This is a genomic window from Priestia sp. YIM B13489 (genome assembly GCF_042787645.1).
Lineage (GTDB): Bacteria > Bacillota > Bacilli > Bacillales > Bacillaceae_H > Priestia > Priestia megaterium.
The window spans coordinates 3,284,005-3,305,247 of the sequence record NZ_JBHZOQ010000053.1; the positions used below are offsets into that span (position 1 = coordinate 3,284,005).

Here is a 21,243-nt window from a genome sequence, read left to right on the forward strand (position 1 = left end):
TGGGTCTCGTATGCTATAATAACAATTATTTTCCAAACATCTTATGGAATAGCTAGGAAGGTGCTCACAGTTGAAGAAAAAAATCATTTATGTCTTTATCAGCGTGTTTGTTCTTTATATAGCAATCACATCTTTTTGTATGTATCAAACTGCTCACAAGCCTGTTCCACAAAACGCAGATTATGTGCTCATTTTAGGTTCTAAAGTAGATGGTGACCAAATGTCTCCTAGTTTAAAAGAACGAGTAAAGACGGCCTTATCTTATTTACAAGCAAATCAACAAACAAAAGTTATCGTAACGGGCGGAAAAGGATCCGATGAAGAAATTTCTGAAGCAGAGGCAGCCTATCGTTTTCTGCGGAAAGAAGGAATTAAGAAGAATCGAATTATAAAAGAAGATCAGTCAACTTCTACTTTTGAGAATTTTACTTTTACTAAACAGAAAGTTGATATTCAACACAAAAAAGTCGTACTTGTTAGCAGTGATTTTCATTTATTTCGCGCCTCTATTATTGCCAAACGTCAAGGCTTTGACGTTTATCCTTTAGGTGCAAAAACACCAAATTCAATTAAACTTCAAGCCTACTTTCGTGAGTATGCTGCTATTTTAAAAACATGGCTGTTTGATAAATAAATAAATAAATAGAGTAAGTAGCTCTACAAATAAAAAACACGGCATGAATTCATGCCGTGTTTTTTATTAATCATCTGTATCGATAACTGCTTTTGGTAAACCTGTGTATTTCGCCCAGTAGAAAATACCAAGTGAAACAAGGGCAATTAAAATTAAGTCAAGCGGGTTGCTTAGCACACCTTGTCCTCCACCAAATGAACCTAGATAAGAGATAACAAGCATAATAATATAATAAGCAACTAGCCACCAAGCAGATTTAAGCTGCTGTGCAAATTTTACAACGTCAGTTGGTACGTATTTCTTAAACGCTACGTAGATAACAACCATTAGAAGCTGTGATCCTAGCAGCCAAGAAATTGTCGTCCACCCTGACCAATATACGATGTATGAACAGAAAATAAATGAAACAGGAGCAATAACGCTCATGCCTTTTAATTTAAAAGGTTTTTTAAGGTCTTTTGCATTTACTCTGAATGCAGCAGCTGAAATTGGCGCAATCGCATAAGACAGAATAAGTGCCACTGAACATACGTTTACTAGCGCTTCCCAAGAAGGAAATGGCAGTGTCCAGAATACGGACATTCCAAATGATAGCCATAGTGACGCACGTGGAATTCCTGTTTTCTTATCTACTTTTGAGAAACGTTTAAATAATGTTCCATTACGAGACCAAGCATAAACTAAACGAGAAGTTGTATTCATGAAGATGTTCCCGTTACCGCCTGGTGATAAAATAGCATCAAAAATAACAAGCGTTACTAACCAGCCAAGGCCTAAAATAAGTGCAATATCTTTAAATGGTAAAGAGAATTGCTCTTGAATTGTTCCCCATCCTCCTGATAGCATATCAGCCGGGATGTTACCAATGAACAATACTTGCAGTGCTGTGTAAATAATCGCTGAAAGTACAATACAGATAATGAGCGCGATTGGAATATTACGCTGCGGGTTTTTAACTTCACTGGCTACAGAAACAATAGGGTGAAGTCCTAGGTAAGCAAACATAACGCCACCTGTTGAAATGGCTGCTTGGATACCATTAAAACCAAACGGAGCAAAATCGCCAGTTGTAAAGTTAGCTGATTTAAAGTGATAAGCCAACACGACGATAATTGTAAGAGGAACCGCATATTTGAACACAGATATAATGACATTTGACTTAGCAAATGCTTTTACACTTACGTAGTTAATGATAAAAAATAGCGTTAATAACGCGAACTGAAATAACCAGCCGATTGTAGTAGGCGATTCAGAACCATGTTTAGTTAGACCAGGAAGCCAAAACGCAACATACTGACGTACAGCCGTTACCTCGATGGCAATCAAACTTGTGTAAGCAATAATGGTAATGAATGAAATTAAGTAACCCACTAAATGACCATGTGAGTAAACCGGATAACGGATAATTCCACCGGTACGCGGCAGCGCTGCTCCAAGTTCAGCATACACTAAACCGATAAGTAAAATAATGACTCCGCCAATCAGCCACGAAAAACTTCCGGCTGGACCAGCCTTTGACGCTACGTTACTAACCGCAAATAACCAGGCGGAACCAAAAATAGCTCCCATCCCAATTAACGTTAGGTCAAGTAACGATATTGATTTTTTAAATTTTCCTTGATTTCCTTGATCAGACATAAAATCCTCCTTTAAAATTCCCACTCCACATATCTACGCCCTTGCGTCCGATATGGGATTCTTTACATCATCCTCCTCTTACTAAGACCTCACAAGTGGATATGTTAACAAATATTCTCTAAAAAACCAAGTTAAAAACTTTATTTTTTTGTAAAACATCGTTGAATTGCTTATGTATAGCGCATAAATTCCACAGAAGATTTGAGGACTCATCCTCCTATTTAACCGCATTTTTCTTAGGTTAAACATAAAAGAATATTCAAACTATTTGCTGAAAAAAAAGAGGCTGAGACATAACGAAATCAACCGCTAGAAGCAGCTACATACGCAACACCTACGCTTGCCGTACCAATGAAAAAATCCGAACGATTTATCGTTCGGATTTTGCTTCAACTAAAATAATTTTGTCCGTACCTCTTATTTTGCTTATTTAAATACTTTTACACGTTCAGTTAGCGGTTGAAATTCTTTTTCTCCCGCAGGTGACACAGGATTACCAAATGGCATTTGGGCAATTAATTTCCATGAGCTTGGAATATTCCAAGCTGCTTTTACTTCATCGTCAATCAATGGATTGTAATGCTGTAATGTTGCTCCTAGACCTTCGAGCTCAAGCGCTGTCCAAATCACATGCTGCAGCATGCCTGATGATTGGTTAGACCAAACCGGGAAATTTTCGCTGTAAGATGCAAACTGCTTTTGGAGCCCTTCCACTACTTCTTGATCTTCAAAGAAAAGAACTGTTCCATAGCCGCTTCCGAATAAGTTCATTTTTTGATCCGTATCTGAAAAATTTTCAGCTGGAACAATTTTACGAAGCGTTTCTCTCGTAATATTCCATACTTTATCATGCTGTTCGCCAAATAAAACGACTACGCGTGCGCTTTGGGAATTAAATGCTGAAGGAGTATGTTTCACTGAAAAGTTGATAATTTCTTCAATTTTTTCTTCTGATATTTTTACATTTTTATCAATTGCATAAATAGAACGTCGGTTTTTAATTGCTTCATAAAAATCTTTTCCAACCTGTTGTTGATCACTTGATTTATCAAATAATTTATCTAAAAAACCCATTTTCCACACTCCTAATTGTTTGTTTTTTTAAGCTTAAATTGCATGTTTATACCCTTCCCCCTGATAAAAGGAGATAAACAAGATATAATGAATTCTTATATCTCTAATTCGAGATATTAAACTAAAAAAATATTAATTGAAATTTAATTACTTTATGTAACTTACTTTACAATGATTATTTTGTTCTGTCAAGAAAAAATTATTATCGTTTTCTTTTGATGATTATATGAAAAAAGACTGCTAAATACGGCAGTCTTTTTTCGTAGATGCTTAATGTTCATAAATCATCTTTCGCGTCATTCCCCCGTCTACTACGAGGTTAGCTCCTGTTACAAAATCATTTTCAACGTTTGTTAAATACATACACGCTCTTGAGATATCCGCTGGCGTTCCCACCCGATTAGACGGATGCTGCGTATGATCGATTTCACGAAGGCCATCGTAGTCAGATGTCTCAATCCATCCTGGAGAAATAGCATTTACTGTGATGTTGTCATCACCAAGTGAAATGGAAAGTGCATGAGTTAAAGCAACGATTCCTCCTTTTGTAGCCGCATAGGCTTCTGTGTGAGGTTCAGACATTGTAGCTCTCGTAGACGCTAAGTTTACAATGGAGCCTCCGCTTTCGTTTTTTCTCATCACCTTAGCTGCTTCGCGAGAGCATAGAAACACGCTGCGCAGGTTCGTATTGATAATGTCATCCCATTCATCAATGGTTAGCTCATACGGTGATTTCCAGCGGGAAACGCCTGCATTATTAATCAAAATATGTATCGTTTCATACGTACTGACCGTTTTTTCAACGAGATTTAAAATGTCGCCTTCTTTTCGGACGTCTGTTTTCACAAAAATGGCTTCTCCGCCTTGTCTTTGAATAGCTTCTGCGTGACGTTCTCCTTCGGTTTCGTCCACATCTGCCAATACCACTTTTGCACCTTGTTTCGCGTATGCGCGGGATACATCTTTACCTATTCCGTTCGCAGCTCCGGTAACAACAACAACTAAATCTTTAAACGACATATCATCTCCTCCTTATACGCTTTATTCACTTTTTTCTTCGTCTTTAAACAAGTGATCCGTGACGAAAAGAGCAAACGTTTCAGCCGTTAACTTGCATCCAGAAGCTTTTGGGTGACCTCCTCCTCCAAGGTGCCCAACAATTTCTGCTAAGTTGATTTCGTCTTTTACTGCACGGAACCCAATCTTTTGGCGTCCCATGTCCACCATAACGGAAAAGTCGATATCTTCGTTTTCTAGACACAGTGCATTTCCTAGCTCAGACTGATATGTATCCGCGAATACAATCCCTGCGTTGTACGCTGTGTTAGCAATTTCAACCCTTTCTTTTATGATTTGTTTTTGTTTATCATAAATGTATTTTTCAATCTTTTTTTCTTCTGCTTCTAGTAAAATTTCGTGTTTGTCCGTAAACGTAAATTCTTGCTTTTCAGTATGGTACGATTCACGAAGCGTTTCTAGAATGGTTTCTTTAAATTCTTCATGCGGGATTAGATAATATAGGTGATTAAGGCGCTTTGCTTTCAAGTTATTTTCATGGAACCAGTCCCACGTATCGAATAAGCGCACAAGTTCTACGTACTCATCAAGCAACGCCGTTTTTTGGAGCATGTTGTTGCGCACTAAGTAGTCGTAGAAAAGAGATGTAGCTGCCGTCTTTTTACCGTTTTCGTCTTCTGCAATAACATGAACCCAATCGTATTTCTGAGCTAGTGGAAGAGCAGAGATATGATGGTCAATAAGAGTGATTTTCTGGCCTTTTTTTACCAGTTCATTTAATTTTTCCGCTACTTCCTCATTTACGCTAATATCCGTTATGTATAAAGCTGTGTCTCCATCGTTTTCTTCTTCAATAAAATGTGTCACTGTGTCATTGATGCGGCCAATGCTTACCGTGCTGTAATCAAAGTTATCATCACCAAACGCTAACCGACCCAATAGTGCTGGACTTACCCCGTCTAAATCGTTATGTGAAATTAATTTTATTTTTGTCATTAATCAAAACTCCTTTATTTTCAGTCGCCTTAGTATATGTACCGGCTTGTATATTATAGCAATTTCAGCATAAAAATGCTGTTATTTACTTTGAAGTGAAGTCAACGTTCAGATTTAGACTTACCTGTATCAAAAGAGAGTGAGACATAACTACATCGATTCAATCAACAGCTAGAAGCAACTACACACATGAAACCTACGCTCATCAATACCAATGAAAAAATCCGAACGAATGTGATTCTTTATCAAGAATCTCGATTCATCGTTCGGATTTTCTTTTAAATAACCTACTTTTGTTCTAGCCTCTTTCCTCTTATTCTAAATTACTGTGCTGCTTAAATGCCTGTTCATGATCCGTGTGATTCAAATTCCCGTATTCTAAACAAATGGTATCAAATACAACGTGAGCACATTGATCAAATAACGAGCCAAGTGGCTGAATGGAAGCTGCTTCATTTTCGCTTCGGTATTTGGTTGCAGCGGGAATGTGCAGCAGCTCATCAGTATGAGCAGTTAACGGTGATTCTGTACTAGCTGAAATGCCGATAACTGAACATCCTACTTCTTTGGCTTTTTTAGCTACACTCACCACTTGCTGTGTTTTTCCTGAACCAGATACAGCCACCAACACGTCACCTGCTGCAATCGAAGGAGTAATGGTCTCCCCTACAACATATACTGTCGCACCTAAATGCATCAGTCTCATCGCAAACGATTTGCCCATTAACCCAGAGCGGCCTTCGCCTATAACAAAAATCCGTTTTGCTTGGTAAAGTGAAAACGCTACTTCTTCTATTTGCGGTTCTTTTATGTGATTCATTACGGCCGTAATTTCGTCTAAAATCGTTTGTGTTTTTGTCATTATACGTTCCCCCTGCTCATAAATAAGTTTTGAAATTCAGCAGATGCTTCTGCCACATCCGCACTTTTTGTAATCGCTGATCCAATAATCGCGACGTCCGCCTTCATTTGAAGTAATGATGCTGCTGAGGTTGGATTAATTCCTCCTGCTACTGCTATTTGGGCATCTGAATGAAAATATTGCCGCAAATTTATTTGACTCAGCGATTTTCCTTCTTTTTCTTGCTCGTCTTTGCTGATATGATGGCAAAAAATAGCGTTTCTATAAATACCCACTTGCTTTTGCGAGCTGCTTGACGTGTTTAATAAATCAACCATCATTTTTTTATTCCATTTTTCGCTGACATTTGCGCAAGTATCTATCGTAGGTAAAGGTGATACACCCATGACTGTTGCTATATCTGCACCTGCTTGATAGCACATTGTAAACTCATACTCTGCGTTATCAATCGTTTTGATATCTGCTACAATCGTCTTGTGCGGAAATGCCTGTTTGATTTTATAAATGCTTTCAATTCCATACTCTTTTATAAGAGATGTACCTACTTCAATCCAATCAACAGAGGGTTCTGCCAGCTTGGCAAGGATAATAGCTTCTTCAATTGTGACACGATCTAATGCTAATTGTATCTTCATATTTTTTCTCCTCACTTTTTACTAAACCGGTTTAGTAACTGCGTAAAAAAAACCAATATTTTGATGAGCTAAAAAGAGCACGCCATAGGCGCTCTTTTTAGTTTAATGCGACAAAGTTGTTTCTCGAATAATTAATTCACACTCATACTGGTACTCTTCATAAGCTATCTTTTCTTTTAAAATTTGTTTAATAAGTAAATCTGCTGCTTTTGTTCCCATATCAAAAGCTGGCTGCGAAATCGTCGTAACAGCAGGCGTTGCTACATCTGCGTAAGGAATATTATCATAAACAATTAAAGATAAATCATTTGGGATATTAAATCCGTGTTGTTTAATAAATTTCTGCACTTCAATGAATACTAAATCGTTTCCAGCAAGCAGCGCTGTCGGCGAATTATCGGCTGCAAATAGCTTCTCAAGCGCTTTTTGCATGTCCGCTTTTTTGCAGTTGATAATCATGAATTCATTTACAGGCATATTGGCTGATGTTAACGCTTCTTTGTACCCTTCTACACGTTCAATCCGGGGTGTAATAGTTAATGGTTCTGTAATAATCGCTATATGCTTATGTCCAAGCTCGAGGAGATGCAAAATAGCCTGTTTTGTGGCTTCTTGGTTGTTCGCCACTACGGATGGAATTTTTCCTTTTACATCATGAATTTTGCGATCCATAATAACAACCGGATATTCTTCTTTGATCATCTGCTCATAAAGAGAAGTATTGGCTCCCGTTGGAAATAAAATAAGGCCATCTACTTGCTTTGCTTTTAACATATTAATATATTTCTTTTCTTTATCAGGGTCATCATCTGCGTTACAGATGATGGCATGTATATCTTGTGAATGGCAATAGTCTTCAATTGCACGAATGACTTCAGTAGAAAATCTGTGCATAATATTCGCGACAATAATCCCAATCATTGACGTTCGCTTTTGTTTTAAGCTCCTTGCTAGATAATTGGGCTGATAGCCGAGTGTATCAATCGCTTCTTTAATTTTCTTTCGTGTTTCTTCGCCCATATATTCATACCGTTTGTTAATGTATTGTGATACGGTGCTTTTGGAGACATTTGCTGCTTTTGCAACGTCCAGCATAGTAACTTTTTGCATCATAATCCGTCCTTTTCATTCAATCCCTAAAATTATGCTACTCCTAGTGTAAACGAAAAAAACGAAAAAGGAAAAGCCTTCTTGCTAGCAGAAGGCTTTATTTATTAAGCGTACGCAAGCCTAGCTTCTTGAATTTCATTAGTAAAACGCTTCGCTTCCTTGGTTACTTGAAGTAAGTATTCAGGAGTTGGAAGCTGCTTTCCATCCACTAATGTGCTTCCTGCCCCAATAGCAGCTGCTCCAGCTTTAATATAAGCGCCGGCATTTTCAGCCGTAACGCCGCCCGTTGGCATTAATGGAATATGAGGAAGCGGCCCTGCTATATTTTTAAAATAAGCTGGGCCTACTACGCTTGCCGGGAAGACTTTAATCATATCTGCCCCGTATTCATAGGCTGTTAGTATTTCAGTGGGTGTAAAAGCGCCCGGCACGCTAATGACTCCGTACCTTTTAGCCGTTTTAATTGTTCGTTCATTAACCGTAGGAGAAAAAATAAATGACGCTCCTGCCATAATGGCAATTCGTGCTGTTTCTTCGTCTAGAACAGTTCCGGCTCCAATAAACATCGAGTCGTCAAATTCATTTTTTAGTTCTTTAATAACCTCTACGGCAGCAGGGTTCTCCATTGTAATTTCTAGGTTTGTTACTCCGCCTTCTTTTAATGCGTAGGCAAGCGGAATAATTCGCTCAGCACTTGCTCCTCGAATGACCGCTACAATACCGCTACTTGTAATTTTCTCAATATGCATCTCAATTCTCCTTTTTTATCGTTACATTAAGCCGTTGTTTCGACTGGCTTTACACTTTGAACTTCTCTTGGCTTTTTCGTTGCGACAATGGTTAAAACTGCCGCAAGGAATAATGATCCAGCCATAAAGATATAGGAAGCGCCAAATCCTCCTGTTGATCCATTTAAAAATCCTACAATATAAGAACCGGCAAATGAACCAAGTGCGCCCATGCTATTAATTAAAGCCATTGCTCCTCCGGCAACATTACGCGGTAAAATTTCAGGAATAATCGCAAAGAACGGTCCGTACGGAGCGTACATCGTTCCTCCGGCGATAACGAGTAAAGCAAAGGAAAGCCAGAAGTTGCTTGTGCCAACTAAATAAGATCCGTAAAAAGCAAGCGCTCCTACTAATAAGAACGGCCATACAAATGCGCTTCGTTTTAAAAACTTATCTGATAGATATGAAACCGTTAACATTAATACAACTGCTAATACGTAAGGAACGGACGCTAACCACCCTGTCTTCACTATACTCATGTTAGGCGCTGCTTTAATAATAGACGGCAGCCACATAACAAATCCGTAGACGCCAATACTCCATAAAGCATATTGAATGCTTAATAAAATGACAGTACGATTTTTGAAAGCTTCTTTATAGCCTTTAACAGGTTTGATTCCTTCTTGTTCTTTTTGCAGCGCATCGTGTAAATCTGCTTTTTCTTTTTTCGACAGCCAGCCTGCATCTTTTGGCTCGTCGTTTACTAGTTTCCACCATAAAAATGCCCAAATAACAGCTGGAAAACCTTCTAAAATAAACATCCATCTCCAGCCAAACGATTCTAGCAAATACCCAGAAACAATAGACATCCAAAGAACAGTTGCCGGATTTCCTAAAATTAAAAACGTGTTGGCTCTAGAACGTTCTGCTTTTGTAAACCAGTGGCTTAAAAACACTAGCATAGCAGGCATAACGGCACTTTCGACCACTCCTAAAGCAAACCGAATAACAAACAAAAATCCGACGTGGCTTACCATACCCGTAGCTGTAGCAAGTGCTCCCCATAAAATCAGAGACCAAAAAATCAGCTTTTTGGCGCTTTTATTTTCAGCATAGTGAGCGCCTGGAATTTGGAAAAAGAAATAACCTAAGAAAAAGAGCGACCCTAATAAAGACGAAATACCTGGCGTAATATGAAGATCTTCTGCCAGTCCTGCCGCTGCTCCAAACCCATAGTTTGCACGGTCTAAATATGCAAGGCTATACGTAATAAATACGATAGGAATTAACCGAAGCCATCTTTTTTTTGCTAGCTGCTGTTTCATTATCACTTCACTCCTTGTTTTTGGGATTCCATATATCTTTGCAACTGCTGTTCAGTTGGATATCCATCGTTATCTCCAGGGCTTTGTACAGCTAATGACCCAATAGCATTTGCTCTCCTTACAGACTGAGTAAGAGAATCATTTTGAAGAAGTCCGCTTAACAGTCCTACTGCAAAACCGTCTCCTGCTCCGACTGTATCCACTATTTGTTTCACTTTTATTCCTTCAACCATTCCTTGCTCTTTAGCCGTCTTAAAAAAGGCTCCTTGTTCACCTAGTTTAATAACGACAAGCTCTACGCCTGCATCTAAATAGTAAGAAGCAATGTCTTCTGGGTTTTCGTAGCCGGTTAAGATTTTTCCTTCTTCAATACCCGGCAGAACGTAGTTTGCTTGTTTAGCAGCTTCATTGATTGTAACAACCATTTCTTCTTTCGATGCCCAAAGAGTGGGTCTAAGGTTTGGATCAAAGGAAACCGTTCTTCCAGCTGCTTTCATCGATGTAAGTGCATGTAGAGCAAAATCGCGCATACTTGCTGACACAGCAAGCGGTATGCCTGTCATATGCATATGTTTTGCCGCTAAAAAATAGTTTTGATTAAAATCGCTGGAGTGCAAGTGACTGGCTGCTGAATTTTTTCGGAAGTAACAAACTTCCGGGTCTCCCACTTCCACTTTTGATTTAATTTGAAAGCCTGTTGCATACTCGCTATCTACTAATACACAATCGGTGTTGACATATTCTTCTTGTAGCCGTTTCATAATAAACGTACCGAAAGGATCGTTGCCGACTTTGCTCACCCAGCCTGCGCGCAGACCGAGACGAGCGATACCAATTGCTACATTTGTTTCTGCTCCGGCCAGTTCTTTCGTATAATGCTTAATCTCATGCAGCGGTCCCGACTGCTCTGCCATGAACATCGCCATTGCTTCTCCGAAGGTAATAACGTCTAATGAATTCATTGAACTTCCTCCTGTTCTGCTGCTTGCACCAATGAAATGAAGCCGGGGATTTGTTCCGGTTCATCGATTGGAAACTCTAAAGCTTTAAAAATCGAATGAGAAAACCCTTTCAAAATATCTTTCCACATTTCATTTGAATCGTTCGATATAGCGGTTGTCACTAGCTTTCCGCTGCTTTTTATGACGTGTTTAATATGAATATAGCCCACAAATGACCTTAGCATTTTGATTGCTTCCTGGGGTTGTTCATCTACGTAGAGCCAGTTACCAATATCAAACGTCATGGAAACAGGAACTTCGTAAGCGTTATCAAAAAATGCGTGCAGAGATGCTATGTTGCCTCCGTGACTGGTTTGATCGTTTTCTACAAATAGACGTAAAGCTGGAAATGCCTCTAATAGCTGCTGTAAATCTGTCATAGGCGATTGGGGCTGATAAAAACCAAGAGAGACTTTTACCCACTGAGCGCCAAGTGATACGGCTTCTTCAAGAATAACTTTTAATTCTTGTGTGTTTAACTCTCCATTTTCTCTCCACAGTTCAATTGGAGCCGAATATACTGTAAAAAGTGGATATGTTTTTAATTCTTCAGCAATAAGCGCAATCTCTTGATCTACTTTTTTCATTAACTCTCTTCGAATTTCCACTCCATGTACTTGCTGCTCATGTATTTTTCCAATCATGGCGTGCTGAAAGCCTGTTGTTTCAAATGCATTTAACGGGATAATGATACTGTTCATAAATCGACCTACCTTTCTTATTATAATAACTAACCACTTACTAAACCGGTTTAGTAAATCGATTTATCTAAATTATAAGACTATTGAAAGCGCTTTTCAAGCTTTTTTTATAAATTATAAAAAAAAGAAACAACACAGCTTTATGCCGTGTTGTTTCTTAGTGATCATCTGTGCTTTTTACTAGATTGCGATCTTGCTGGTAAATATCATAAATCAAAAAGCTAAAGCCATAGTACAAGATTATAATGACAACTGACTTCGTCATGATAAATAAAGCGCCTAGCCCGATACCAACTAACAGCGTCTGGACACTTAAACGGTCACGCTGGAAAGCTAGCTGTGATAGGAAATAACCAATACCAATTAAAACGGCCAATACCCATGTGTTTTCAATGGCTAATATATAGTGACTATATAAATAAAAGCTAGGAAAATAAACGGTGCTTTCTACAAAGCTGGAAATACCGCTGTATGCTAGCCACCACTTTTGCTCTCTTTCCGTTTTAGGAACGGTTGCCTCAATTGACGTGGGCATTTCCTGTTCCACAAAAACCGTTTCTCCATGATCTTTCATCCATTGAAGCATAATGGAAAGAATGATAAAGCCAGCAAAGATTAAAAGCAGCAAATATTCAATCCACGCTGGATACGGAGCCGTGCGATGAATCGTATCGAGATATACTCCCTGTAATCCTAACATAGAAATTGGAACCCTATGGTATACCATCACCGCAATATAAAATAGTAAAATTAGCACATAAAAAAAGAACTGTTCTTTGTAGTAGCGAATTTTTTTGCCTTCTGAAGCAATTCGCTTAACAGTCACGCTTTCCAAGTACGGACGGATAATACTTATGATAATAATAAGACACGTAAATACAATCATATAGTTATGTAATCACCTTTTCAACTTCGTTATGTAACATGTTTTTTCATTTTTTCCATCCGTAAGAACAGCAGGTTAACAGCCTCTGCACTTTCTTATAGTACCAAAAAACTAAACTTTTTGACAATCCTGATTTATCAATTAGGAAGATGAAATAAGCATAGCTACATTGATGCCGCTAATCGTGACCATAGGAGACCCTCCGCCAGGGTGAGTCGTTCCTCCTACAAAATATAAGTTTTTAACATCTTTTGAGACGTTGCTTGGCCGAAGAAAACTATCCATTTTCCGGTTTGAACTCACGCCGTACAAAGCACCTTTAAATGCACCGAACGTTTGTTCAATTTCATATGGAGTAACAATTCGCTCATGTACAAGCGAAGACTCGATATCTAAACCAAACTGAGAAAGCTTGCGATAGACAACTTCTCTGTAAGCGTTCATTTCTTCTTGATTCTCTTCTTTCACAGCAGGAGCATTCACTAAAATAAATAAATTATCACCCGGAGCTACCGTGTTATCGGTATATGAAGAATTACAAATATAGATGGTGGGATCGGTTGGAAGCGTTTTTTGCTGAAATAGCTCATAGAATTCCTGTTTATAATCTTGAGAAAAATACACTTGATGATGAATCAGCTGAGAAAAGCGCTTCTTAACAGCTGCCATGATCACATAAGCTGATATAGAAGGCTCAAATTCAGCTGCTTTTTTGTTTTTAAAATGAGGTCTATCCTGTTCTTTTACGAGTGCCGGATAGGCCTTTAGCAAGTCGCCGTTCACAATAACAATATCCGCGTCTATCTTTTCTTCTCCATTTACTTCTACTCCGACAGCCCGTTTATTTTTTACGATTATTTCAGTAACGCTGCAGTTTGTATACAGCTTCCCTCCAGCTTTTTGGAACACATGTCCCAGCCCTTTTGCAATTCTAGGGTTTCCTCCTTTTACATAGTACACCCCATCATTCATTTCTAAATGTCCAATCAATGAAAACGTAGCGGGTGATGTATAAGGTGAAGATCCGATATAGGTTGCATATCGATTAAATGCATTTCGAATGTTTTCGTTTCGAAAAAAACGCTGATGAAACGTATCTACTGTTTCAAACGGCCTTACTTGCAGCAATGCTTTTAATAAAGAAGGGTTTGTGTAATCTTTCCACGATGAAAATGTCCGGTAGAAAAATTGGCTTTTTGCAATGTCGTATATTCTTTTTACTTCTTTCAAATAGGCAGGGTATTGCTCCGCAGCAAAGGGATCGAGACGTTCAAGCTGCTGAATCATTTTTCTTTCATCTATAGACATGGAAAATTGGGAGCCGTCGGTGAAGAAGTTATTCGTATGATGCGTTAGTTTGACAAGAGGCATATAGTCTTCTGGACGTTCACCCGCTTGCTCAAATAACCACTGAAAAACTTCGGGCATTGTAATGGTATTAGGCCCAAAATCAAAAGAATATTCTCCTAGCTGCACAGGCATCATTTTTCCGCCTACATGCTCGTTTTTTTCCACAATTGTGACATCGAACCCCTTTGTTTGAAGAAGAACTCCTGCAGCTAATCCGCCTAATCCTGCCCCAACTATTAGTACTTTTTTCATTGATAATGCCTTCCTTTCCATTCATATCCCTGCTTTTTTCGTTCACGCTTCATGGAATGATTCATCAGCAGCATCAGCACAATTGCCGACGCGGGCATCGTACAAAATAAAAGCCCTTTTTGCTGAGCCGACCGGTCAATTAAAAACCGCTGAAAAAGCATAATGCAAAAAGGCAGAATCCAAAGCATGTTGCCTGTGAATATTCCTGCTATAAAAAAAGGAAGCGGCAGCACGTAGTAACAGGCAAAAAAAACGCTTAGTATCCAAACTGCTTTAGCGGAGCGGCCCAGACCTACAAAGATGTTTTTAGCAAAACCGTTCCATACTTCTTCTGTTGTTTCATACATATAACAGCTAACATGAGAGGTAATATTCGCTAAAATGACCCGGTGTTTCTTTTGCTTAAAAAGCTGGGCTAGGTGGACATCTTCTACTAGTGAAGATTTGACGGCTTCATGTCCTCCTACGGCCTCGTAAGCTTCTTTTTTTATAAACATAAAAGCACCGTGAGCTGCGGAAGCTTTGCTCATCTTGTTACGATTAGCTACGACAACCGGTAAATAACTAAAAACAACCACATGCTGAAGCGGAACAACCAATGCTTCTAACCACGTTTTTACGGGAAACCGAGGGAAACCTGTTAAAAGAGCGGCTTTTGTCGCTTGTGCTGTGGCTAAAGTATGTTCTAGTGTACGTTCTTTTAGTTCTACATCTGCGTCTACAAACAATAAATAGTCTCCATTTGCAGCTTGCGACAGCTGGTGACAAGCATGAACTTTTCCGACCCAGCCCTCTCTCAGCTCTTTTCCTTCTATGATGGTAAACCTCGGATCGCCGTGAATTTCTTTCAACAGCTGTGGTCGTGTTTGATCTGTGGACTGATCGTCTAGTATGACACATTCTAGATTGCTGTACGTTAATCCTTTAATAGAGGAAATGATTCGCTTTACATTTCGTTCTTCATTTCGCATTGGAATCAAAATAGAAATGAGAGGCTGAGGTGTTTTGGAATCCGGCTCGTATCTTTTTAATTTAGGCATTGCTTGAATATTTACAATGGTTAAAAGCAGCATAAAAATAAATAAAAGCATATAGTAAATCATTCTTTCACCTTCGCTTTCCACCACGTTAACCATTCACTAAGTGTCTTTTTTCCTTTTAATAAAACCGTAAAGTCCTCATCGTTTTCTTGAATTATTTTCTGTTTCTGATGATCGAGCTGAGCAGTGACTGCACCGCCTAGCGTGTTGGTTATCTCTTCTCTGGGCTTAGCTGAGTCGTAAAAAACAGCTTGCCCTATCCAGATAAAAAGCTCCGGTCGCTGATCATGGCGAAACGTATAATAATACGTAATGGGGATAACTTCAACGTCAGAATGCTTCTTTAGAAGAAAAGCAGGTCCTTCAGAAAAAGTTAACGGTCTTTTTTCAAGATGCTCTTCTTTTCCTTGGGGGAAAATAAGCACCGCTTTTTTCTCTTCTAACAGCTTACTGGCAAACCTTAATGATTCCACCGTATGCTTCGGGGACGCTGCATTTACTGAAAAAGCTCCGATTCGTTGAAAAAAAGGAAAATCCTTCATTCCTTGTTCGGACATCATAGCGTATAGATCTGTTTTTAATACCGCGTTATTTAAATAAAATGTCACTAAACCGTCCCACCAGCTGGAATGATTAGCAATTAATAAAATTTTTTTATCTTTTGGGAGCCCTTCTATATGTAAATGAATACGATAAAATTGCTTTTTAAGCTGATATGTGACAAACAGTTGAAAAAATCGCTCAAATATTGAGTTTTTCTTCGGGTAAATCATAAGCGAGTCTCCTTTTTATACACAATATAAAGAATAAGAAAAGGAATCATCGTCAGACATACGACAAGCCATAGGCCATTTACTAACGCTACAATCACAAACATCATGACAACTGCACTATACAAAAATACCATTCTTTTTTCCCACACCGGATTTTCCTCTTTAGGAGACTTAGCTAAAAAGAAATATACGACCAGCTGAATGAAGAAAGACAATAAAAACCAGCCGGAGAAATTTGATAAAGGAATATTATAATAAAAGCTGTCCCCTTCCCACACCCAATATTGTTTAACAACATAGGCAACAGGATCGATAGCCAAATCCATAATAACAGCAAAAAGCGAACTAATGACTGCATAGGCAATTCCATGGACAATAAACGGCAGCTCCATACGTTTCATAATTCCTAAAGCTAGTATTCTGCTTGTAATCACAACCATAAACCAAGCCGAACCAATGGTCAGAGGAACACCTAAAATTTTGGCGCCAAAATCTTTTTCATAATCGTAGGATCCAAATAAAAATCCATACTTAACACCTAGACTTTCGATATAAATAGATGCGCCTGTCACAAATATCGCAACGAGCAGTGCCCGCCTTACTCCATAAGCTTTAGTTAGATAAATAAGAGCAAGAAGACTGCTCAAGTGTAAAAAGACCGCGTTTGCCCATTCTAACCATGAAGGCAGCAAATCGAAGGAAAGCAAGACGACTCCGCATACGTACCAGATAAGAAAAAAACGATAAATACCATTTGTGATCATCCTCTATCCACCTTCTCTCCAGCTTCTTTTTGTCAAAGTGCTATTATATAAGCTCGTACCCATTCTCTCCATTTTCAATGTGCTCTTTTTTATGAGTAGTCCGCCCTCTCTTAAAATTATGTAAAAACAGCCACTGTTAGTACGTTCCCTAAATAAGAGACTTTATTACTTATTTATAAACAAAAATAAAATAAACGTCCATTAAAATCTACGGATGTATAGATTGTAATGACGTTTATTTTTTCTTATGTATATACACTTCTAATAGCTTTTTGACAATGAGTCCGACAACAAGTCCAGGTATAACAGACAGCATAGGAAGCCAAATTGGTCCTATAAAAACACCGTTGATGGTTGTTACTGAAGAATACATAATGCCTACTGTAACAAAATAAGCACAGGAGACAAAAGGAATAAATGTAAATCTCGATGCGCCGTTTTCTGCTTCTTTAACAGCATCCCAAATTGCAAAAAAATACAAACATGGATAAAACATTAACCACTGCATGTTCATTACTTCTAGGGACTGCCTTGTTTCTCCTAAAAAGCTTAAGCGAATGCCTTCATTAAAATTTGCGCCCATATTAATGAGAAATTCAAGTACAATAAACAAAATTCCTTTTATATGTTTTTTGTTTAGTAATTGTCCAAAGCCCGGCAACGCAATGCTCCATAAAAGAGCTTCTAGTCTAGTCACGTTCTGTCCTAACATTTTGACGTATAAAAGAACTCCACAGCATGATATCAGTAGAAATTTTGTCCATAGTTATCAACCTCACAATAATTTACTCATAGTTTTTGTAAATGTAAAATTTTTATACTACATCTCCTTTAATATTTGTAACTTATTGTAAATTGATAAATGATTTAGCTATTCGACCAGACATTTTTGTTTAGAATTTTCTGTTTATTAAAACAAAATCGTACGATATACTAGTTTTATACGTACGAAAGGATGAGAAAGCTGACATGGAAACAAGTTTTTTTTCAATTTTAATACTAGGGTTTCTTTTAGGAATCAAGCATGCTCTAGAACCAGATCATATTATCGCTGTATCAACCATTGCTTCAAAAAGTAAAAAACTGTGGCGCTCTTCGCTTGCAGGAGTATACTGGGGGATTGGCCATACGCTTACGCTGTTTATTTTTGGTATGATTTTAATGGTGTTAAAAAGCAGTATTTCTGAACGTATGAGCATGTCACTTGAATTTTTAGTGGGAATTATGCTCGTTTACCTCGGTTTCACATCGTTTCTGTCTTACAAAAAACAAGTACATACGCATCACGAAAAAACGTCTTACTTAAAGTCATTGGGCATTGGCTTTGTTCATGGACTGGCGGGAAGCGCAGCGATGGTTGTATTAACGATGAGCACCGTTACTCACGTATGGCAAGGTGCTCTGTACATTATCATTTTTGGAATCGGCACTTGTCTTGGCATGCTGTTATTTACAACGGTTATTGGGATTCCATTCGTTACAACTAAAAAACAAGTGACGTTAAACCGCTGTTTGATGCAGGTAACAGGCGCTGTCAGCATTATATTTGGCCTTTACTATATGTATAATTTAGGTGTAAGCGACGGATTATTTAGCCTGTGGTTCTAAAAGCGAATGAGACATAACGAAAACAATTCAATCTAAAGATGAACAAGTAGGATAAATGATCAGGACTGCCTGTTCCACAGCTGTTGATTTCTGTGCAAGACGTCGCTTTGCCCTTTAATCAACGGCTAGAAGGAGCTACATACAGGAAACCTACGTTCACCCTACCAATAAAAAAATCCGAACGAATTTGATTCTCCATTAAGAATCCAGCTCGTTCGGATCTTCTTTCAACTAACATATTTTTGTCCCAGCCTCTTTAATACTTACGCAAAAGTGATACTTCAGCTTTTAGTAAATGCTGTCGGAACAATCCGTATACTTTAGCGATTATGTCTTCAACTTCTTGTGTACTAGCAGCTAATATTCGAATAGCACATCCGGGGATCGGAAGTGCGGAAGCTCCTACTTTACAGCCAGCCTCTTCGCACAGCTGATGTACTTTCGCTATAAATGCGTCGTCGGCATTTGGATGAACAATGATAATCGATCCAAAATGAGTATACCCTTCCATTTTCATCATGCCGCGCAAATGGCTTTCTGGCTTCAAGTATAAGTGATCGTATACCTTCAGCTGCTCGTTTACATACAGTTTAAGCTTGGAACGCATAGAGGTATATTGAAACAGCTGCCCATCCGGCGACCACCCCGGGGTGATGCTGTCACACATAAACAAAGCAGCGTTTTGTGCCATACGAACCGTTATTTCTTGGAAAAATGCAGCATTTTCATACAAAATAAGCGGGTCTGGTATATATTCCATGATGGCTTGTTCTTCAAGGGTTATACACGTTTCTTGTAAAACAGCTTCGTTCGGTGTTTTGTACACCTTTGTCGCAGATTGAGTAGTAGCCGTCAGCTGGGCATTTTTCTCTACCGTTATCATCGTTTTATATTTGTCTCCGCTTACGTATCCTCCACCTACGTGAAGCATATAAACAAAAGGGGATTCAGGAGTCATGTAAATAGGTCTGGCAACTTTAAAAGCACCGTAATGGTACGTATCTTTAATAACGGTTCGCTCGCTGTTTCTTTCTGCTCGAAGCTCTAAATAACCCGTGTAGCTCATGATTCAAGGCCAATTAAAAAGGCCTCTTTTTTAATCCACTCTATTACTTGGTCGAGCCCTTTATCTTCTTTTAAATTGGTGAAAACAAAAGGCTTGTGCCCTCTTGCTTGGATTGTATCTTTTTTCATTACTTCTAAACTGGCTCCTACATACGGGGCTAAATCTGTTTTGTTGATGATGAATAAATCAGATTTAATCATTCCTTGACCGCCTTTACGCGGGATTTTTTCCCCTTGTGCTACGTCGATGATATAAATCGAAAAATCAACGAGCTCTGGGCTAAACGTTGCGGCTAAATTATCTCCTCCGCTTTCTACAAAAATAAGTTCAACATCGGGGTGACGTTCCACTAACTCATCGATCGCAGCAAAGTTCATAGATGCATCTTCTCGAATGGCCGTATGAGGACATCCTCCTGTTTCTACTCCTACGATACGATTTTCTGGCAAAACACTGTTTTTTACTAGAAATTGCGCGTCTTCTTTTGTATAAATATCGTTTGTAATGACTGCCATGCTTAGCTGTCCTTCTAGTGCACGCGTTAATCGTTCTACTAACATTGTTTTCCCTGCACCAACAGGTCCACCAATTCCAATTTTAATTGCATTCATTTTTACGCCTTCATTGTTAGAAGGCTTTCCCTCCTTTTTTATGACATGAACAATCGGACATGCAATTGTTCATGTTGCATTTGAGCGATTTCTAACCCTGGTGTCACCGCACCAAATTCCTCTTGATCCGCTTGTAAAATATGCTGAAGTGCGTGCTGCAGCAGCGGCTGAAAAAGAACGAGCGTTTTTTGTCCATCCGTTTGACCGATCGGTATGCCACGAACAGCATTTTGAATTAACGAAGAAATGCTAGCGTACAAGTGACTTAAAATTGCGTCTTCTTTTGTGATATTTAACTGCAGGCTGGCTAACGCAAATACAACAGCAGGATGTCCATACGCCTTCTTTGCTTTTACCTCACTCATATACTTTTCTAAATAAGAGCCTTGAAATAATTCTAAGCAAAGTTTTAACATGCGCTGGCCCACGCGTCTTGTCCCTTCTCTTGTTTCTTTTGACAAAGCAAGAGCGTATAATTCATGATCCACTCTCATAATTTCGGTAAACTGGTCATGATTCGCATACTCATAAGCCAGTCTGCATGCTAAGCCGTCCGTATACGTCAGCTGAACATCAAGGTATGTACGAAGCGCTTCTTGAAAGGTTTCTGTGTTGTAAATTTGATCTCGCTGAATATACGTTTCAAAGCCAAACGAATGTGAAAATGCACCGGATGGAAAATTTGAATCACATAGTTGAATCAGCGAAAGCAATGAATTAGTCATGACTGTGTCCGATATGCTTAAAAGCTTGTTTTACTTTTCTTTTTTCGCGCTTATAGGGAATATCAAGCTGCTGAAGTAATTCTTCGACTAAATAATCGTACTGTACGAGCATGTCTCCACCTTCAAACTGTGCTGGCAAATGTCGGTTGCCAAGCTGATGAGCAATTTCTCCCATTTGCTGAATATTAATCGGCTGAATGGTTAAAATATCGTCTGCCACCACCTGAACAACAATCATATTGCTTTCATCCATAAACAGCACGTCGCCATCAGTGAGCTCGCGATTTTCTTTTAGACGAATTCCTAGTTCCTTACCGTGATCTGTTACAACGCGTTGAACGCGTTTTACTAAGTGATCACTTTCGATATATACCTTTTCTATATGCGGAGCCCGTTTTTCTAATGTTGCCATATTTCCGATAATTTTTTCGATTACCATTTCTT

Annotated in this window: 23 protein-coding genes; 2 read left to right on the plus strand and 21 right to left on the minus strand. The window is 38.7% G+C overall.

Features of this window, described 5'->3' with window-relative positions; all coding sequences use genetic code 11:
• The first annotated feature begins 70 nt into the window (after window positions 1–70).
• The gene (locus ACFX4W_RS22715; protein ID WP_043981540.1) at window positions 71–634 is read left to right on the plus strand and encodes a YdcF family protein; all 564 of its coding nucleotides are present in this window, start codon (window positions 71–73) and stop codon (window positions 632–634) included.
• A 66-nt stretch (window positions 635–700) separates the two neighbouring features.
• On the opposite strand, the gene ACFX4W_RS22720 is transcribed toward ACFX4W_RS22715, so the two are convergent.
• From ACFX4W_RS22720 to ACFX4W_RS22800, 17 genes are all read right to left on the minus strand, one after another.
• Complete coding sequence (locus ACFX4W_RS22720; RefSeq protein ID WP_013057634.1) at window positions 701–2,272, minus strand: APC family permease; 1,572 nt, start codon at window positions 2,270–2,272, stop codon at window positions 701–703.
• A gap of 426 nt (window positions 2,273–2,698) precedes the next feature.
• Complete coding sequence (locus ACFX4W_RS22725; RefSeq protein ID WP_043981539.1) at window positions 2,699–3,346, minus strand: nitroreductase family protein; 648 nt, start codon at window positions 3,344–3,346, stop codon at window positions 2,699–2,701.
• Between the two features lie 270 nt (window positions 3,347–3,616).
• On the minus strand, window positions 3,617–4,366 hold the full coding sequence (locus ACFX4W_RS22730) for an SDR family oxidoreductase (protein ID WP_043981538.1): 750 nt from the start codon (window positions 4,364–4,366) through the stop codon (window positions 3,617–3,619).
• A gap of 21 nt (window positions 4,367–4,387) precedes the next feature.
• Window positions 4,388–5,359, minus strand: coding sequence for a DHH family phosphoesterase (locus ACFX4W_RS22735; RefSeq protein WP_043981537.1), 972 nt, complete (start codon window positions 5,357–5,359; stop codon window positions 4,388–4,390).
• Window positions 5,360–5,672: 313 nt separating this feature from the next.
• Window positions 5,673–6,221 (minus strand): 6-phospho-3-hexuloisomerase, encoded by a 549-nt coding sequence (hxlB, locus tag ACFX4W_RS22740; protein ID WP_028412834.1) that lies wholly within the window; start codon window positions 6,219–6,221, stop codon window positions 5,673–5,675.
• Window positions 6,221–6,856 (minus strand): 3-hexulose-6-phosphate synthase, encoded by a 636-nt coding sequence (gene hxlA / locus ACFX4W_RS22745; RefSeq protein ID WP_043981536.1) that lies wholly within the window; start codon window positions 6,854–6,856, stop codon window positions 6,221–6,223. The genes hxlB and hxlA overlap by 1 nt, the downstream gene beginning before the upstream one ends.
• A gap of 102 nt (window positions 6,857–6,958) precedes the next feature.
• Complete coding sequence (locus ACFX4W_RS22750; RefSeq protein ID WP_043981535.1) at window positions 6,959–7,969, minus strand: LacI family DNA-binding transcriptional regulator; 1,011 nt, start codon at window positions 7,967–7,969, stop codon at window positions 6,959–6,961.
• Between the two features lie 101 nt (window positions 7,970–8,070).
• Window positions 8,071–8,715: a bifunctional 4-hydroxy-2-oxoglutarate aldolase/2-dehydro-3-deoxy-phosphogluconate aldolase gene (locus tag ACFX4W_RS22755; RefSeq protein ID WP_043981534.1), complete on the minus strand. Its 645-nt coding sequence runs from the start codon at window positions 8,713–8,715 to the stop codon at window positions 8,071–8,073.
• 26 nt (window positions 8,716–8,741) lie between these two features.
• The gene (locus ACFX4W_RS22760) at window positions 8,742–10,022 is read right to left on the minus strand and encodes an MFS transporter (protein WP_028409101.1); all 1,281 of its coding nucleotides are present in this window, start codon (window positions 10,020–10,022) and stop codon (window positions 8,742–8,744) included.
• A gap of 2 nt (window positions 10,023–10,024) precedes the next feature.
• A complete protein-coding gene (locus tag ACFX4W_RS22765) occupies window positions 10,025–10,984 on the minus strand; it encodes a sugar kinase (RefSeq protein ID WP_043981533.1) in 960 nt (319 codons plus the stop codon).
• Window positions 10,981–11,724: a sugar phosphate isomerase/epimerase family protein gene (locus ACFX4W_RS22770; protein ID WP_043981532.1), complete on the minus strand. Its 744-nt coding sequence runs from the start codon at window positions 11,722–11,724 to the stop codon at window positions 10,981–10,983. The genes ACFX4W_RS22765 and ACFX4W_RS22770 overlap by 4 nt, the downstream gene beginning before the upstream one ends.
• Before the next feature lie 157 nt (window positions 11,725–11,881).
• Window positions 11,882–12,610, minus strand: a complete 729-nt coding sequence (locus ACFX4W_RS22775; RefSeq protein WP_025751230.1) for a hypothetical protein — start codon at window positions 12,608–12,610, stop codon at window positions 11,882–11,884.
• A gap of 141 nt (window positions 12,611–12,751) precedes the next feature.
• On the minus strand, window positions 12,752–14,212 hold the full coding sequence (locus tag ACFX4W_RS22780; RefSeq protein ID WP_043981531.1) for a phytoene desaturase family protein: 1,461 nt from the start codon (window positions 14,210–14,212) through the stop codon (window positions 12,752–12,754).
• Window positions 14,209–15,315 (minus strand): glycosyltransferase family 2 protein, encoded by a 1,107-nt coding sequence (locus ACFX4W_RS22785; RefSeq protein WP_377560130.1) that lies wholly within the window; start codon window positions 15,313–15,315, stop codon window positions 14,209–14,211. Before ACFX4W_RS22785 ends, ACFX4W_RS22780 begins: the two co-directional genes overlap by 4 nt.
• Window positions 15,312–16,025 carry a lysophospholipid acyltransferase family protein gene (locus ACFX4W_RS22790; RefSeq protein ID WP_043981529.1) on the minus strand — a complete coding sequence of 238 codons (714 nt, stop codon included), beginning with the start codon at window positions 16,023–16,025 and terminating at the stop codon, window positions 15,312–15,314. Before ACFX4W_RS22790 ends, ACFX4W_RS22785 begins: the two co-directional genes overlap by 4 nt.
• Window positions 16,022–16,789, minus strand: a complete 768-nt coding sequence (locus tag ACFX4W_RS22795) for a carotenoid biosynthesis protein (protein WP_043981528.1) — start codon at window positions 16,787–16,789, stop codon at window positions 16,022–16,024. The genes ACFX4W_RS22790 and ACFX4W_RS22795 overlap by 4 nt, the downstream gene beginning before the upstream one ends.
• 235 nt (window positions 16,790–17,024) lie before the next feature.
• Entirely contained in the window at window positions 17,025–17,486 is a 462-nt protein-coding gene (locus ACFX4W_RS22800; RefSeq protein ID WP_013057650.1) for a hypothetical protein, read from the minus strand.
• Window positions 17,487–17,758: 272 nt separating this feature from the next.
• Between ACFX4W_RS22800 and ACFX4W_RS22805 the strand changes: the two genes are divergently transcribed.
• Entirely contained in the window at window positions 17,759–18,397 is a 639-nt protein-coding gene (locus ACFX4W_RS22805) for a HoxN/HupN/NixA family nickel/cobalt transporter (RefSeq protein WP_016764672.1), read from the plus strand.
• Between the two features lie 256 nt (window positions 18,398–18,653).
• Here the strand turns inward: ACFX4W_RS22805 and ACFX4W_RS22810 are convergent, their stop codons facing one another.
• Genes ACFX4W_RS22810 through ureE form a run of 4 tightly spaced genes read right to left on the minus strand, consistent with a single transcriptional unit; the run spans window position 18,654 to window position 21,238 of the window.
• Entirely contained in the window at window positions 18,654–19,463 is an 810-nt protein-coding gene (locus tag ACFX4W_RS22810; RefSeq protein WP_043981527.1) for an urease accessory protein UreD, read from the minus strand.
• Window positions 19,460–20,074 (minus strand): urease accessory protein UreG, encoded by a 615-nt coding sequence (ureG, locus tag ACFX4W_RS22815; protein WP_043981526.1) that lies wholly within the window; start codon window positions 20,072–20,074, stop codon window positions 19,460–19,462. The genes ACFX4W_RS22810 and ureG overlap by 4 nt, the downstream gene beginning before the upstream one ends.
• Window positions 20,075–20,112: 38 nt before the next feature.
• A complete protein-coding gene (locus ACFX4W_RS22820) occupies window positions 20,113–20,799 on the minus strand; it encodes an urease accessory protein UreF (protein WP_043981525.1) in 687 nt (228 codons plus the stop codon).
• A complete protein-coding gene (ureE, locus tag ACFX4W_RS22825; protein WP_043981524.1) occupies window positions 20,792–21,238 on the minus strand; it encodes an urease accessory protein UreE in 447 nt (148 codons plus the stop codon). Before ureE ends, ACFX4W_RS22820 begins: the two co-directional genes overlap by 8 nt.
• Between the last annotated feature and the right edge of the window lie 5 nt (window positions 21,239–21,243).

Coding starts and splice junctions, on each gene's coding strand:
- ACFX4W_RS22720 (WP_013057634.1), bottom strand. CDS start 2,272: ATGTCTGATCAAGGAAATCAAGGAAAATTTAAAAAATCAATATCGTTA.
- ACFX4W_RS22725 (WP_043981539.1), bottom strand. CDS start 3,346: ATGGGTTTTTTAGATAAATTATTTGATAAATCAAGTGATCAACAACAG.
- ACFX4W_RS22730 (WP_043981538.1), bottom strand. CDS start 4,366: ATGTCGTTTAAAGATTTAGTTGTTGTTGTTACCGGAGCTGCGAACGGA.
- ACFX4W_RS22735 (WP_043981537.1), bottom strand. CDS start 5,359: ATGACAAAAATAAAATTAATTTCACATAACGATTTAGACGGGGTAAGT.
- hxlB (WP_028412834.1), bottom strand. CDS start 6,221: ATGACAAAAACACAAACGATTTTAGACGAAATTACGGCCGTAATGAAT.
- hxlA (WP_043981536.1), bottom strand. CDS start 6,856: ATGAAGATACAATTAGCATTAGATCGTGTCACAATTGAAGAAGCTATT.
- ACFX4W_RS22750 (WP_043981535.1), bottom strand. CDS start 7,969: ATGATGCAAAAAGTTACTATGCTGGACGTTGCAAAAGCAGCAAATGTC.
- ACFX4W_RS22755 (WP_043981534.1), bottom strand. CDS start 8,715: ATGCATATTGAGAAAATTACAAGTAGCGGTATTGTAGCGGTCATTCGA.
- ACFX4W_RS22760 (WP_028409101.1), bottom strand. CDS start 10,022: ATGAAACAGCAGCTAGCAAAAAAAAGATGGCTTCGGTTAATTCCTATC.
- ACFX4W_RS22765 (WP_043981533.1), bottom strand. CDS start 10,984: ATGAATTCATTAGACGTTATTACCTTCGGAGAAGCAATGGCGATGTTC.
- ACFX4W_RS22770 (WP_043981532.1), bottom strand. CDS start 11,724: ATGAACAGTATCATTATCCCGTTAAATGCATTTGAAACAACAGGCTTT.
- ACFX4W_RS22775 (WP_025751230.1), bottom strand. CDS start 12,610: ATGATTGTATTTACGTGTCTTATTATTATCATAAGTATTATCCGTCCG.
- ACFX4W_RS22780 (WP_043981531.1), bottom strand. CDS start 14,212: ATGAAAAAAGTACTAATAGTTGGGGCAGGATTAGGCGGATTAGCTGCA.
- ACFX4W_RS22785 (WP_377560130.1), bottom strand. CDS start 15,315: ATGATTTACTATATGCTTTTATTTATTTTTATGCTGCTTTTAACCATT.
- ACFX4W_RS22790 (WP_043981529.1), bottom strand. CDS start 16,025: ATGATTTACCCGAAGAAAAACTCAATATTTGAGCGATTTTTTCAACTG.
- ACFX4W_RS22795 (WP_043981528.1), bottom strand. CDS start 16,789: ATGATCACAAATGGTATTTATCGTTTTTTTCTTATCTGGTACGTATGC.
- ACFX4W_RS22805 (WP_016764672.1), top strand. CDS start 17,759: ATGGAAACAAGTTTTTTTTCAATTTTAATACTAGGGTTTCTTTTAGGA.
- ACFX4W_RS22810 (WP_043981527.1), bottom strand. CDS start 19,463: ATGAGCTACACGGGTTATTTAGAGCTTCGAGCAGAAAGAAACAGCGAG.
- ureG (WP_043981526.1), bottom strand. CDS start 20,074: ATGAATGCAATTAAAATTGGAATTGGTGGACCTGTTGGTGCAGGGAAA.
- ACFX4W_RS22820 (WP_043981525.1), bottom strand. CDS start 20,799: ATGACTAATTCATTGCTTTCGCTGATTCAACTATGTGATTCAAATTTT.
- ureE (WP_043981524.1), bottom strand. CDS start 21,238: ATGGTAATCGAAAAAATTATCGGAAATATGGCAACATTAGAAAAACGG.